Origin of the sequence: Pseudooceanicola sp. LIPI14-2-Ac024 (genome assembly GCF_042188925.1) — a bacterium.
Lineage (GTDB): Bacteria > Pseudomonadota > Alphaproteobacteria > Rhodobacterales > Rhodobacteraceae > Pseudooceanicola.
The window spans coordinates 1,462,032-1,475,335 of the sequence record NZ_CP170102.1 but is presented as its reverse complement, the minus strand read 5'-3'; the positions used below and the strand labels follow the sequence as shown (position 1 = coordinate 1,475,335).

At 68.4% G+C, this 13,304-nt stretch carries 12 protein-coding genes; all 12 read left to right on the top strand.

Annotated elements, in window-relative coordinates:
* Positions 1 to 453 carry a GNAT family N-acetyltransferase gene (locus tag ACE2AC_RS07165; protein ID WP_375691416.1) on the top strand — a complete coding sequence of 151 codons (453 nt, stop codon included), beginning with the start codon at positions 1 to 3 and terminating at the stop codon, positions 451 to 453.
* Between the two features lie 705 nt (positions 454 to 1,158).
* The gene (locus tag ACE2AC_RS07160) at positions 1,159 to 1,659 is read left to right on the top strand and encodes a division/cell wall cluster transcriptional repressor MraZ (protein ID WP_375691414.1); all 501 of its coding nucleotides are present in this window, start codon (positions 1,159 to 1,161) and stop codon (positions 1,657 to 1,659) included.
* Between the two features lie 19 nt (positions 1,660 to 1,678).
* Complete coding sequence (rsmH, locus tag ACE2AC_RS07155; RefSeq protein ID WP_375691413.1) at positions 1,679 to 2,653, top strand: 16S rRNA (cytosine(1402)-N(4))-methyltransferase RsmH; 975 nt, start codon at positions 1,679 to 1,681, stop codon at positions 2,651 to 2,653.
* On the top strand, positions 2,650 to 3,012 hold the full coding sequence (locus tag ACE2AC_RS07150) for a cell division protein FtsL (protein WP_375691412.1): 363 nt from the start codon (positions 2,650 to 2,652) through the stop codon (positions 3,010 to 3,012). The genes rsmH and ACE2AC_RS07150 overlap by 4 nt, the downstream gene beginning before the upstream one ends.
* Complete coding sequence (locus ACE2AC_RS07145; RefSeq protein WP_375691411.1) at positions 3,009 to 4,790, top strand: peptidoglycan D,D-transpeptidase FtsI family protein; 1,782 nt, start codon at positions 3,009 to 3,011, stop codon at positions 4,788 to 4,790. The genes ACE2AC_RS07150 and ACE2AC_RS07145 overlap by 4 nt, the downstream gene beginning before the upstream one ends.
* Before the next feature lie 20 nt (positions 4,791 to 4,810).
* Positions 4,811 to 6,307 carry a UDP-N-acetylmuramoyl-L-alanyl-D-glutamate--2,6-diaminopimelate ligase gene (locus ACE2AC_RS07140; protein WP_375691410.1) on the top strand — a complete coding sequence of 499 codons (1,497 nt, stop codon included), beginning with the start codon at positions 4,811 to 4,813 and terminating at the stop codon, positions 6,305 to 6,307.
* Positions 6,304 to 7,731 (top strand): UDP-N-acetylmuramoyl-tripeptide--D-alanyl-D-alanine ligase, encoded by a 1,428-nt coding sequence (murF, locus tag ACE2AC_RS07135; RefSeq protein ID WP_375691409.1) that lies wholly within the window; start codon positions 6,304 to 6,306, stop codon positions 7,729 to 7,731. Before ACE2AC_RS07140 ends, murF begins: the two co-directional genes overlap by 4 nt.
* Before the next feature lie 13 nt (positions 7,732 to 7,744).
* The gene (mraY, locus tag ACE2AC_RS07130; RefSeq protein ID WP_375691408.1) at positions 7,745 to 8,827 is read left to right on the top strand and encodes a phospho-N-acetylmuramoyl-pentapeptide-transferase; all 1,083 of its coding nucleotides are present in this window, start codon (positions 7,745 to 7,747) and stop codon (positions 8,825 to 8,827) included.
* Between the two features lie 12 nt (positions 8,828 to 8,839).
* A complete protein-coding gene (locus ACE2AC_RS07125; RefSeq protein WP_375691407.1) occupies positions 8,840 to 9,421 on the top strand; it encodes a DedA family protein in 582 nt (193 codons plus the stop codon).
* 28 nt (positions 9,422 to 9,449) lie between these two features.
* Positions 9,450 to 10,850 (top strand): UDP-N-acetylmuramoyl-L-alanine--D-glutamate ligase, encoded by a 1,401-nt coding sequence (gene murD, locus ACE2AC_RS07120; RefSeq protein ID WP_375691406.1) that lies wholly within the window; start codon positions 9,450 to 9,452, stop codon positions 10,848 to 10,850.
* Positions 10,851 to 11,038: 188 nt separating this feature from the next.
* Complete coding sequence (ftsW, locus tag ACE2AC_RS07115) at positions 11,039 to 12,202, top strand: putative lipid II flippase FtsW (RefSeq protein ID WP_375691405.1); 1,164 nt, start codon at positions 11,039 to 11,041, stop codon at positions 12,200 to 12,202.
* Positions 12,199 to 13,302: a UDP-N-acetylglucosamine--N-acetylmuramyl-(pentapeptide) pyrophosphoryl-undecaprenol N-acetylglucosamine transferase gene (locus ACE2AC_RS07110; RefSeq protein ID WP_375691404.1), complete on the top strand. Its 1,104-nt coding sequence runs from the start codon at positions 12,199 to 12,201 to the stop codon at positions 13,300 to 13,302. The genes ftsW and ACE2AC_RS07110 overlap by 4 nt, the downstream gene beginning before the upstream one ends.
* Positions 13,303 to 13,304: the final 2 nt, after the last annotated feature.

Genomic DNA, 13,304 nt, shown 5'->3' with positions numbered 1-13,304 from the left:
ATGGCGCTGGTCTTCCGCCGGGCACGGGCGGAAGACCTGGGCGCCCTCTCGGCGCTCTGCCTTCGGTCGAAGGCGCATTGGGGCTACGACGCGGCCGTCATGCGGGCCTGCGAGGCGGAGTTGACCCTGAGGCCGGTGGAGCTGTTGCACTGCGATGTCGGTCTGGCCGCGCGCGACGGCGTCCTGGTTGCGGTCGCGCAGGTCGATCCGCGAGCCGGGGAGCTCGACAAGCTCTTCGTGGCGCCCGGCGCCATGGGACAGGGGCTGGGCCGCGCGATGATGGCCTGGGCGGCTGCGGCGGCCCGGCTGCGCGGATTGCACGCGCTGAGGATCGCGGCCGACCCCGGCGCGGAACACTTCTATATAGGTCTCGGCGCCGAGAGGGTCGGGCGCGTCGCTTCGGGCAGCATTCCGGGCCGTTTCCTGCCGCTTCTGCGCCTTTCCCTGACCTGAGCGGGCGATCTTATGGGATTTCGCGCCACATGCGCCGAAATCCGGGTCGGACTTGGGAATGGCCGCCACCGGACACGCGGCGAGCGCGCCTGGCCGGGAATTTACCCCACTCACTCGAATCAAACGGCCGTGATTCGGCGTGATCTGCCGTGCGCGGGCGTGATTTTCGGCCTCAGAACCGGAAAATTTGCCTCGCCCTGGAATTAATTGGGACTGTATTGGGAAAGGCCTGCACCACTAGATGTGGTGTGGGTGACGCGAAGTTACTCAACTTAGGCTAAAATTGGGACCTTCTCGCCACAGTGGCTCCGCGTCACAGGTGCCTCGCGGCCGCGTGTTCCCAAAAAAAACCATTGCCTCCCATTCGCTCCCATGGGATACCTAATCCCAGAGATGAGGACGGGAACTCGGGGCACCAAAACGACCCCAAAATAACTTCCCAAATAGGCAGTGTTTCATACAGGCACCCCGCTTCATCCACGAGAGGTTCGACAGCGCGGGGCGAGCAGACATCCCCCCAAGATGGCGCCGCGCAGAACGAACCATACCCGGAGACGGGACGAGGGCGGCGGATAGGGCAGTGGCAGCAGCACCTATCCGCCGTTTTCCGTTTCAGGGGCCCGGTTTCGGGCAGAACGCAACACGGGGGCGAGGGACGGACAGAGGGTGAGCCGGGCAAGGTTCAGAGGCGAACACCATCTGAAGATGGACGGCAAGGGACGCGTGTCGATCCCGGTCGAGTTTCGTCGCGCCCTCGAAGCCAATGACCCGGACTGGGTCGAAGGCGACAATCCCCGCATGTTCATCCACTACGGCGACAACCTGAAGGGCGGCCTCGAGGTCTACACCATCAAGGCCCAGGACGAGATGGAAGAGATCGTGGACCAGATGGACTTCGGTCCGGAACGCGAGCTGTCCATGGATTACTTCATCAGTTCGACACAGGAAGTCCGGCTGGACGACACCGGCCGTGCCGTTCTGCCGATGCATCTGCGGCAGAAGCTGGCGCTCGAGGACGGGATGAACATCCTGGCCCGCGGTCGCGGCGCGACCTTCGAGATGTGGAACCCCGACACCTTCGAGGACGTGCGCACCGCAAGCCGCACCGAATACCTCGCCTCGCAGCCCGCGAACTTCGATCCCAAGTCCCTGCTGAACGCCGCGCGCAACAAGCGCGACGAACAGCGCCAGCAGGGCAGGGACTAGGCCATGGGGCGGTAAGGCGATGGTCGACCAGCCCCATATCCCGGTTCTTCTGAACCCGCTCCTCCGCACCGTCGCGCCGGTGTCGGGCCTCTGGCTCGATGGCACCTTCGGGGCGGGCGGGTACAGTCGCGGCCTGCTCGAGGCCGGGGCCGACACGGTGATCGGCGTCGACCGCGACCCGATGGTGTTCGAGATGGCCAAGGGCTGGGCCGCGGACTACGGCGACCGGCTGCGGCTGGTCGAGGGCGTGTTCTCGCGCCTCGACGAGTATTCCGACGAACCGCTCGACGGCGTGGTGCTGGACCTTGGCGTGTCGTCCATGCAGCTCGACCTGGCCGAGCGCGGGTTTTCCTTCATGAAGGACGGCCCGCTCGACATGCGGATGAGCAGCCAGGGGCCGTCGGCGGCCGATCTCGTCGCCGACACCTCGGAAGAGGACCTAGCCGACATCATCTTTCTCTACGGCGAGGATCGCGCCAGCCGGCGGATCGCCCGCGCCATCGGCAAGGCCCGCGCCGAGGCACCGATCACGACGACGCTGCAACTGGCCGGCATCGTGGAATCGGTCCTGCCACGGCAGAAACCGGGCCAGTCCCATCCCGCCACGCGCACCTTCCAGGCGCTTCGCATCGCGGTGAACGACGAGTACGGCGAACTCGCCTCGGGGCTTGAGGCCGCCGAACGGGCATTGAAGCCCGGCGGGCAGCTGGCCGTGGTCACCTTCCATTCGGTCGAGGACCGGATGGTCAAGCGCTTCTTCCAGCAACGCTCGGGCGGGGCGGGGCGGTCGAACCGCTACGCGCCGGAAACCGAAGAGGACGCGCCGCGCTTCGAGGTGGTGAACCGCAAGGCGATCGGCCCGGACGACGACGAAATCGCGGTCAACCCGCGCGCCCGGTCCTCCCGGCTGCGCGTCGGCCGGCGCACCGAGGCGCCCGCCGGTCCGGTCGACCGCCGCGCGCTCGGCATGCCGCAACTCAGGGGTAAGTCATGAAAAGCCTGCTTTATGTCCTGTCGGCCCTCGCGGTCATCGGCCTCGCCTTCTGGGCCTACCGCGAGAACTACGAGACCCAGCACGTGTTGAACGAGGCCGAGAGCCTGCAGCGCGAGATCGGCGAGGCGCGCGGACGACTGGCCATGCTCAGGGCGGAGTGGGCCTACCTCAACCGTCCCGACCGCCTGCGCGACCTGGCCGAGATCAACTTCGGCACGCTGTCGCTGCTGCCGTTGCGCCCCGACCAGTTCGGCCGGATCGACCAGGTGGCCTACCCGGTCGAGGAAAAGCTGGTGATCGACAACGCGATCGAGGTGTCGAGCGACAACGCCGACCTGCTGGACGAGGTGCAGGAATGATCCGCACCCCGCTGCGCCCGCTGGCCCGGGTCATCGAGGCCCGCGCCCGGGGCGAGAACCCGGATGCCATCGAGCGTGAGAACCTGCGCCTCAGGCATGAAGAGATGCGCGACCGCGACCGCTCCCGCGCCGAGGGGCGGCTGCTGGTCCTGGGCGCGATGTTCTTCTGCGCCTTCACCGTGATCGGGTTCCGCATGGGGGCCATGGCCGGGTCCGAGCCGTCGGAGCCGCGCGCCTCGGCCAGCGGGTCGAGCATCGTTGCCGAGCGCGCCGACATCGTCGACCGCAATGGCCGGATCCTTGCCACCAACCTCGAGACACATGCGCTCTATGCCCATCCCCACCAGATGATCGACCCGCTTGGCGCGGTCGACCAGCTGATGGAGATCTTCCCCGACCTCGACCGCGACCGGCTGCTCAAGGATTTCACCGGCTCGCGCAAGTTCCTCTGGATCAAGAAGCGTATCAGCCCCGAACAGCAGCAGGCCGTGATGGACATCGGCGAGCCCGGGCTGCTCTTTGGTCCGCGCGAGATGCGGCTTTATCCCAACGGCCGGATCGCCGCCCACGTGCTGGGCGGCTATGGCTATGGTGAAGAGGGCGTCAGCTCGGCCGAACTGATCGGCGTGGCCGGCGTGGAACGCTTCTTTGACACCCGCCTGCGCGACCCCGCCGAGGGCGGCAAACCGCTGGAGCTGTCCATCGACCTGTCGGTGCAGGCCGCGACGGAGCGGGTGCTGGCGGGCGGCATGAAGCTGATGAACGCCAAGGGCGCGGCGGCGATCCTGATGAACGTCAAGACCGGCGAGGTGATCAGCCTCGCCTCGCTACCCGATTTCGATCCGAACGACCGGCCGCTGCCGCCGACCAAGGGCGCACCGGACGACAGCCCGCTCTTCAACCGCGCGGCGCAGGGTCTCTACGAGCTCGGGTCGACCTTCAAGATCTTCGCGGCGGCCCAGGCGATGGACATGGGCCTCGTCTCGCCCTCCACCGTGATCGACACCCGCGGCCCGATCCGGTTCGGCAAGTACCTGATCAAGGATTTCCACTTCTACGGCAACGAGTTGACCGTCGAAAAGATCATCGTGAAAAGCTCCAACATCGGCACGGCGCGGCTGTCGCAGATGTTCGGGGTCGAGAACCAGAAGACGTTCCTGAGCAACCTCGGTCTGACCGTGCCCTCGACCATCGAACTGCCCGAGGCGCAGCAGGCCAAGCCGCTGCTGCCGTCGAAATGGACCGAGCTGTCGGCGATGACGATTTCCTACGGCCACGGCATGTCCGCCAGCCCGCTGCACCTGGCCGCGGCCTATGCGACGATTGCCAACGACGGCATCCAGGTGCACCCGACGCTGATCAAGACCGACGTCCCGCAGCATGGCGAGCGGGTCATGTCCTCGACCACCGCGGCGCGGTCCCGCGCGATGCTGCGCAAGGTGGTGACCGAGGGCACCGCCAGCTTCGGCGAGGTCGAGGGCTACGCCGTCGCGGGCAAGACCGGGACCGCCGACAAGCCGAAGCCCACGGGCGGCTATTATGACGACAAGGTGATCACCACCTTCGCCACCATGTTCCCCGCCCACGCCCCGGAATACGTGCTGGTGCTGAGCCTCGACGAACCCGTCGAAACCAGCGGAGACGAGCCGCGCCGCACCGCCGGCTGGACGGCCGTTCCGGTCGCGGCCGAGCTGATACGCCGCGTCGCCCCGCTCCTCGGCCTGCGGCCCCAGATTGAACCCGCAAAGCTGGCTGATATAACCCTCACATCCCAGTAACCAGCGGAGGCGGGGCAATCATGGCGGCACGGGCATCGGGCAAGACGGCGACGCTGGACGAGCTGGGCCTGACCGCGAAGGGCGGCGCCATGGCCGATATCACCGGCCTCAGCGTCGACAGCCGCGGCATCGCGCGGGGCAACCTGTTCGCCGCCCTGCCGGGCAGCGTGGTGCATGGCGGCAAGTTCATTCCGCAGGCGCTCGAGAACGGGGCAGGGGCGATCCTGACCGATGCCGATGGCGCCTACATGCATGCGGACCTGCTGCGCGCCTCGGGCGTGCCGCTGATCGTGGCCGAGGATCCCCGGCAGGTCCTCGCCTATGCCGCGGCGCTCTGGTGGGGCGCCCAGCCCGGCATCATGGCGGCGGTCACCGGCACCAACGGCAAGACCTCGGTCGCGACCTTCACCCGCCAGATCTGGACCCTGCTGGGGCACGAGGCCTGCAACTTCGGCACCACCGGGGTCGAAGGCGCCTTCGAGGCGCCGCTGGCCCACACCACCCCCGAACCGATCACCCTGCACCGCGTGCTGGCCGAGGCCGCGCGCGCCGGCGTCACGCATGGCTGCATGGAAGCGTCAAGCCACGGCCTCGCGCAGCGGCGGCTGGACGGGGTGCAGCTGCAGACCGCGGGCTTCACCAACTTCACGCAGGATCACCTCGACTACCACGCGACCTTCGAGGAGTACTTCGAGGCCAAGGCCGGGCTCTTCAAGCGCCTGCTGCCGCCCGAGGGCGTGGCGGTCATCAACCTCGATGGCCATCGCGGCGGGGACATGGCGCAGATCTGCGTCGACCGGGGCATCCAGGTTCTTGGGGTCGGGCGGTCGGACCGGGCGCAGCTGCGCATCCGCAGCCACCGCTATGAACCCGACGGCCAGGTCCTGCGGTTCGGCTGGGACGGGCGCGACTATCAGGTTCATCTGCCGCTGATCGGCGGGTTCCAATCGGAAAACGTTCTGGTCGCCGCGGGCCTTGCCATCGGCAGCGGCGAGGCGCCCGAGGCGGTGTTCGAAACCCTGCCGGCGCTGTCGACGGTGCGCGGCCGGATGCAGCTGGTCGCCCGGCGCGACAACGGGGCCTCGGTCTTTGTCGATTACGCTCACACCCCCGATGCGGTCGCCACCGCGCTCAAGGCCATGCGCCCGCACGTGATGGGGCGCATCGTCGCCATCGTCGGCGCAGGCGGCGACCGGGACGCGACCAAGCGCCCGCTGATGGGCCAGGCGGCAGCCGAGAATGCCGACATCGTCTTTGTCACCGACGACAACCCCCGGTCCGAGGATCCGGCGATGATCCGGCAGGCCGTGATGATGGGCGCGCCCGAGGCGATCGAGGTCGGCGACCGGGCCGAGGCGATCCTGCGCGGGGTCGATGCGCTTGGCCCCGGCGACGCGCTGCTGATCGCGGGCAAGGGGCACGAGACAGGGCAGATTGTCGGCTCCGACATCTATCCCTTCGACGACGCGGAACAGGCCTCGGTCGCGGTCGCGGCGCTCGACGGGAGGCTCGCGTGAGCCTCTGGACCGCCGAGGAGGCGGCCCGCGCGACCGGTGGCGAGGTGCAGGGCGACTGGTCGGTCGGCGGCGTCTCGATCGACACCCGCACGATCCAGCGTGGCGATCTCTTCGTGGCGCTGACGGCCGCCCGGGACGGCCACGAGTTCGTCGCGCAGGCGCTCCAGAAGGGGGCGGGTGCCGCGCTCGTGTCGCGGCGGCCCGATGGCGTGTCGCCGGATGCACCGCTGCTGATCGTGTCCGATGTGCTGGACGCGCTCGGTGCGCTCGGAAGGGCCGGGCGCGACCGGATGCAGGGTCGCGTGGTCGCGGTCACCGGATCGGTCGGCAAGACATCCACCAAGGAGATGCTGCGCGCGGTGCTGGGCCACCAGCGCCGGACGCACGTCGCCGAGGCGAGCTACAACAATCACTGGGGCGTGCCGCTGACGCTGGCCCGGATGCCGCGCGACAGTGAGCTGGCGGTGATCGAGATAGGCATGAACCATCCTGGAGAGATCGCGCCGCTGGCCCGGATGGCGCGGCCGCACGTCGCGATGATCACGACCGTCGCCGCCGCGCACCTTGAAGCCTTCGAGAACCTCGAGGGCATCGCGCGGGAAAAGGCGTCGATCTTCGAGGGGCTGGAGGCGGGCGGCACGGCGGTGATCAACGGTGACCTCCCGACCACGCCGATCATGATCGGGATCGCCCGCGATCACGGTGCGCAGGTCCTAACCTTTGGCGAGACACGGGCGAACCACCATCGTCTGAACAGCCTGCGGATCGGGGACGAGACCTCGGTCGCCGAGGCGCGCGCCTGGCGCACGCCGGTGCTCTACAAGGTCGGCGCGGCGGGGCGGCATTTCGCGGTCAACGCGCTTGGCGTGCTGGCCGTGGCGCATGCGCTCGGCCTCGACCGGGCGACGGCGGCGGCCGACCTCGCGCGCTGGTCGCCCCCGGCCGGCCGCGGCATGCGCGAGAGGCTTCTCCTCGACCAGCTGGACGAGGGGCTGAGCTTCGAGCTGATCGACGACGCCTTCAACGCCAACCCGACCTCGATGGCCGCAGCTCTCGAGGTGCTGGCAGCCGCCAGCCCGCGCGACAACGTCGGCCGCCACGCCCATGGCCGCCGCGTCGCGGTGCTGGGCGAGATGCTTGAACTGGGCCCGGACGAGGCAGCAATGCACCGCAACCTGGCCGATCTGCCTTCGATGCAGGCGCTCGACGTGATCCACTGCGTGGGCGAACGGATGCAGGTCCTCTACGAGGCGCTGCCCGAGGCCAAGCGCGGCCGCTTTGCCCGCACGGCGGGAAAACTCGCCGACCGCGCCGCGCGCCTGGTCGACGCGGGCGACGTCATCCTTGTGAAGGGATCCAAGGGCAGCCGGGTGAGCCTGGTGGTTGACGCACTCAGGAAACTGGGCCATCCGGCCGCGAACTGAACGAGGAAGAAACATGCTCTATTGGCTGGCCGGTCTGTCGGATGGTGGGGACGTCTTCAACCTCTTCCGCTACATCACCTTCCGCGCGGGTGGCGCCTTCATGACGGCGCTGATCTTCGGCTTCCTCTTCGGGCGGCCGTTGATCGACGTCCTGCGCCGGACGCAGGGCAAGGGCCAGCCGATCCGCAACGACGGGCCGGAATCGCACCTGGCCAAGGCCGGCACGCCGACGATGGGCGGGCTCTTAATCGTGGGGGCGCTGCTGACGGCGACGCTCCTCTGGGCGCGGCTCGACAACCCGTTCGTCTGGCTGGTGCTCTTCGTGACCATCGGCTTCGGCCTGATCGGATTTGCCGACGACTATGCCAAGGTGTCCAAGCAGAACACCGCCGGCGTCTCGGGCAAGGTGCGGCTGCTGATCGGTTTCATCATCGCGGCGCTCGCCTCGGCCTGGGCGGCCTGGTACCACCCCGTGGACCTGCAGGGGCAGCTGGCCTTCCCGGTTTTCAAGAACGCGCTGCTGGACCTCGGCATCTTCTTCGTTCCGTTCTCGATGATCGTCATCGTGGGCGCCGCCAACGCAGTGAATTTGACCGATGGCCTCGACGGGCTGGCGATCATGCCGGTGATGATCGCGGCCTCGGCGCTTGGGATCATCGCCTATTTCGTCGGCCGCGTGGACTTTTCCGAGTACCTCGAAATCCACTATGTCCCCGGCACCGGCGAGATCGTGATCTTCGTCGCAGGGCTCGTCGGCGGCGGCCTCGGGTTCCTGTGGTACAACGCTCCGCCGGCGGCGGTCTTTATGGGCGACACCGGCTCGCTCGCCCTTGGCGGCGCGCTCGGCGCGATCGCGGTGGCCACCAAGCACGAGATCGTGCTGGCGATCATCGGCGGCCTCTTCGTGGTCGAGGCGCTGTCGGTCATCATCCAGGTCGCCTACTTCAAGCGCACCGGCAAGCGGGTGTTCCTGATGGCGCCGATCCACCACCACTACGAGAAGAAGGGCTGGTCCGAGCCGCAGATCGTGATCCGGTTCTGGATCATCTCGCTGATCCTCGCCCTCGTCGGCCTCGCCACCCTGAAGCTGCGCTGAGGCGCCGGGGCGATGTCCTTTGAAAGCCTCGTGCAGAGCCTTGGCCTGCCGGGGCTGTTCCTCGGCGCGATGGTCGAGGGAGAGGTCGCCACCTTCCTGGGTGGCGCAATGGCGCATCGGGGTGTGTTTTCCTTCGAGGCCGCCGCGCTGACCGCCACCGCCGGGGCGGTGATCGCCGACCAGGCGGTGTTCCTCGTGGGCCGGTTCGCGCGGGGCTGGCCGCTGGTGCAGCGGGTGCTGTCGCACCGTCACGCCGTACGCGTCTCGGGGATGGTCGAGCGCTACCCGGCTCGCACGGTCCTGTCGCTGCGCTTCATCTACGGGGCGCGGACAGTGGGTCTGCTGCTGCTTGGGGCGAAACGGATCGCCTGGCCGACATTCGCCGTTCTCAACTTGATTTCGGTTCTGGTTTGGGCGCATCTGGTGACCGCGCTCGGCTATGGCGTGGCGCTCAGCCTGCGCCGGTTGCTGGGCGATGTGCCGTTGCACTGGCATCTGATCGCCTCGATCGCCGTGGCGCTCGCCGGGCTCGGGCTGATCGGCCTCTGGCACAGACGGCGGCGCAAGGACAATGACTCGGGTGATCCGGTCTGACCGGCGCCGCGCAAAGGGGAAGACGCAGATGATTCCAGTCACAGGCTTTGAAGGCGCGCGGATCGGTGTGCTGGGCTTGGGCCGTTCGGGGCTCTCGACCGCCCGCGCCCTGCGCGCCGGCGGGGCGGAGCCGGTCTGCTGGGACGACAACCCCGACGCCCGCGCCAAGGCCGAGGCCGAGGGCTTTGCCTGCGCCGATCTTGGTAAGGCCGGCGCGATCGAGGGGATCGCGCGGCTGATCGTCAGCCCGGGCATCCCGCATCTCTATCCCCGCCCGAACCCGGTGATCGCCGAGGCCTATCGCCACGGCGTGCCGGTCGACAACGACATCGGGCTCTTCTTCCGCTCGCTCGCCGGGGCCGGCTGGGCCGAGTTCGATGTGCCGCCCAAGGTGATCGCGGTGACCGGTTCGAACGGGAAATCCACCACCTCGGCGCTGATCCACCACATCCTCGAAGAAGCCGGGCGCGAAAGCCAGCTGGCGGGCAACATCGGGCGCGGCGTGCTCGACATCGACCCGCCGGGCGATGGCGGGGTGGTGGTGCTGGAACTCAGCTCGTATCAGACCGACCTGGCGCGGGCGCTGACCCCGGACGTCGCGGTATTCACCAACTTCTCGCCTGACCACCTCGACCGGCACGGCGGCATCGGCGGCTACTTCGCCGCCAAGCGCCGCCTCTTTGCCGAAGGCGGGCCCGACCGCGCGGTGATCGGCGTGGACGAGGCCGAGGGGCTCTACATGGCCGACCAACTGGGCGAGGGGCCGGGCGACGACCGGGTGATCCGCGTCTCGGTCACGCAGAAACCGGTGGGCGCGGGCTGGCAGGTGGCGGCGCGCAAGGGGTTCCTGACCGAATGGCGCAAGGGCAAGCAGGTCGCCTCGATCGACTTGCGGCAGGTCGCGGGGCTGCCGGGGGCGCACAACCACCAGAACGCCTGTGCCGCCTATGCCGCCGTGCGCACCCTCGGCATCGCGCCGCGGGTGGCCGAGCAGGCGTTCCATAGCTTTGCCGGCCTGCCGCACCGCAGCCAGACCATCGCCGAACACAACGGCATCCGGTTCGTGAACGACAGCAAGGCCACTAATGTCGACAGCGCCGCCAAGGCGCTCGCGGCGTTCGACCGGATCCGCTGGATCTGCGGAGGGTTGGAGAAAGAAGGCGGGCTCGACCTCGTTGTCGAGGCGGCGGGATCGGTCCTCAAGGCCTATGTCATCGGGCGCGAGGCGGCGGCCTTTGCCGTCCATCTGCGCGGGATCGAGGCCGAGGTCTGCACCGACATGGCGACCGCCGTCGCCCGCGCCGTGGCCGAGGCCGAGCCGGGCGATACCGTCCTGCTGGCCCCTGCCGCCGCCAGCTTTGACCAGTACGACAGCTTCGAGCGCCGGGGCGAGGATTTCGTGGCCCGCGTCCGAGCCGCGCTGGCCTGACGCCCGGCTTCATCGTTCGCTGAAACCTTCGGGCGAGGCGTCTGCAGGGCGGCGGGGGCAGCGCCCCCGAACCGGGCCGGAGATGCCCGCGCAGGCGCATTCCTGCTGGCCCTGAAACACCAAACGCGCTACTGTAACATTCAACGACCCCGCAAAGGGGCGGAATGAGGCAAAATCGGCGGTAACCCATGACGGATATGGTGCATGGTGCGGTTCCTGTTCAGGCAGGGGAACCGGTTCTTCCCAAATGGTGGCGGACCATCGACAAATGGACGATGTCCTGCGTGTTGATGCTGTTCGGCGTGGGGCTCCTGCTGGCGCTCGCGGCCTCTCCGCCGCTGGCGGCCAAGAACGGCCTCGCGCCGTTCCACTACGTGCAGCGCCAGGCCTTCTTCGGCGGCGTGGCGATGATGGTGATGTTCGCCGTCTCGATGATGACGCCGGTGATGGTGCGCCGGATGGCGGTGATCGGCTTCTTCGGGGCCTTCGTCGCGATCCTGCTGCTGCCGATTTTCGGCACCGACTTCGGCAAGGGCGCGACGCGCTGGTTCTCGCTCGGCGTGGCCTCGGTCCAGCCGTCGGAATTCCTCAAGCCCGTCTTCGTGGTGACCTCTGCCTGGATGATGGCGGCCAGCCAGGACCTGAACGGTCCGCCGGGACGCGCCTGGAGCTTCGTCATCACCTTCATCATCGTGATCCTGCTGGCGATGCAGCCCGACTTTGGCCAGGCCTGCCTGATCCTCTTCGGCTGGGGCGTGATGTACTTCGTCGCAGGGGCGCCGATGGTGCTGATGGTCGGCATGGCCGGGCTGGTGATCCTGGGCGGGATGACGGCCTACAACAGCTCGGAACACTTCGCGCGCCGGATCGATGGCTTCCTGCACCCCGAGGTCGATCCCACGACCCAGATCGGATACGCCACCAACGCGATCCGCGAAGGCGGGTTCTTCGGCGTCGGCGTGGGCGAGGGGCAGGTCAAGATGAACCTGCCGGATGCGCATACCGACTTCATCATCGCGGTGGCGGCCGAGGAATATGGTCTGTTCCTCGTGCTCTGCATCATCACGCTCTACACCGTGATCGTCGTGCGCTCGCTGCTGCGTCTGATGCGGGAACGCGACCCGTTCATCCGCCTTGCCGGCACCGGCCTCGTCGCCGTCTTCGGCGTGCAGGCGATGATCAACATGGGCGTCGCGGTGCGGCTCCTGCCGGCCAAGGGCATGACGCTGCCGTTCGTCAGCTACGGCGGCTCCTCTGTCATCGCGTCCGGGATCGCCATCGGCATGCTGCTGGCCTTTACACGCAGCCGTCCGCAGGGCGGGATCACCGACATCCTCGGGCGGGGCCGATGAACGACAACGCGCCTCTTCTCATCATCGCGGCGGGTGGCACCGGTGGGCACATGTTTCCCGCTCAGGCGCTGGCCGAGGTCATGCTGCGCCGGGGCTGGCGGGTCAAGCTGTCGACCGACGCGCGCGGTGCGCGCTACACGAGCGGCTTCCCGCACTCGGTCGAGATCGAACAGCTGCCAAGCGCGACGTTTGCCCGCGGCGGGCTGGTGGCCAAGGCCGCGGCGCCGTTCCAGATCGCGGGCGGGGTGATGTCGGCGATCTGGAAGATGCGGCGCGACCGGCCCGAGGTGGTCGTGGGCTTCGGCGGCTACCCGGCCATCCCCGCGATGGCTGCGGCGACCGCGCTGCGCCTGCCGCGGATGATCCACGAACAGAACGGCGTGCTGGGCCGGGTGAACCAGGCCTTTGCCACCCGGGTGGACGAGATCGCCTGCGGCACCTGGCCGACCGAACTGCCCGAGGGGGTCGAGGCGGTGCACACCGGCAACCCCGTGCGCATGGCGGTCGGCGAACGGGCCGGGGCGGGCTACATCCCGCCGGGCGATTACCCGATGTCGGTGCTGGTGATGGGCGGCTCGCAGGGCGCACGCATCCTGTCCGACGTGGTGCCGGACGCGGTGGCGCAGCTGCCCGAACCGATCCGCCGCAACATCCGCGTCAGCCACCAGGCCCGCGAGGAAGACCTCGACCGGGTCGGGCGCGCCTATGCCGACGCCTGCATCGACGCCGACGTGCAGACCTTCTTCCAGGATGTGCCGCGACGTATGAGCGAAGCTCAGCTGGTCGTGACCCGGTCGGGGGCCTCGACTGTCGCCGATCTGACCGTTATTGGACGGCCTTCGATTCTGGTGCCGCTGGCGGCATCGATCCGGGACGAGCAGACGGTGAACGCCCGCGGACTGGTCGAGGCGGGGGCTGCGATCCTGATGCCGGAGAGCCAATTCAACGCGGGAACGCTGGCCGACCAGATGGCGTTGGTGCTGGGCGATCCGGCCGGCGCCGAGCAGATGGCCCGGGCCGCGCTGACCCTCGGAAAGCCCGAGGCGGCGCAGACGCTGGCGGATATGGTGGAACGCCTCTCGGGCGGGGCAAAGGGGTAGAG

Coding starts and splice junctions, on each gene's coding strand:
- murD (WP_375691406.1), top strand. CDS start 9,450: ATGATTCCAGTCACAGGCTTTGAAGGCGCGCGGATCGGTGTGCTGGGC.
- ACE2AC_RS07165 (WP_375691416.1), top strand. CDS start 1: ATGGCGCTGGTCTTCCGCCGGGCACGGGCGGAAGACCTGGGCGCCCTC.
- ACE2AC_RS07140 (WP_375691410.1), top strand. CDS start 4,811: ATGGCGGCACGGGCATCGGGCAAGACGGCGACGCTGGACGAGCTGGGC.
- ACE2AC_RS07110 (WP_375691404.1), top strand. CDS start 12,199: ATGAACGACAACGCGCCTCTTCTCATCATCGCGGCGGGTGGCACCGGT.
- ftsW (WP_375691405.1), top strand. CDS start 11,039: ATGACGGATATGGTGCATGGTGCGGTTCCTGTTCAGGCAGGGGAACCG.
- ACE2AC_RS07145 (WP_375691411.1), top strand. CDS start 3,009: ATGATCCGCACCCCGCTGCGCCCGCTGGCCCGGGTCATCGAGGCCCGC.
- ACE2AC_RS07150 (WP_375691412.1), top strand. CDS start 2,650: ATGAAAAGCCTGCTTTATGTCCTGTCGGCCCTCGCGGTCATCGGCCTC.
- ACE2AC_RS07160 (WP_375691414.1), top strand. CDS start 1,159: ATGGACGGCAAGGGACGCGTGTCGATCCCGGTCGAGTTTCGTCGCGCC.
- mraY (WP_375691408.1), top strand. CDS start 7,745: ATGCTCTATTGGCTGGCCGGTCTGTCGGATGGTGGGGACGTCTTCAAC.
- ACE2AC_RS07125 (WP_375691407.1), top strand. CDS start 8,840: ATGTCCTTTGAAAGCCTCGTGCAGAGCCTTGGCCTGCCGGGGCTGTTC.
- rsmH (WP_375691413.1), top strand. CDS start 1,679: ATGGTCGACCAGCCCCATATCCCGGTTCTTCTGAACCCGCTCCTCCGC.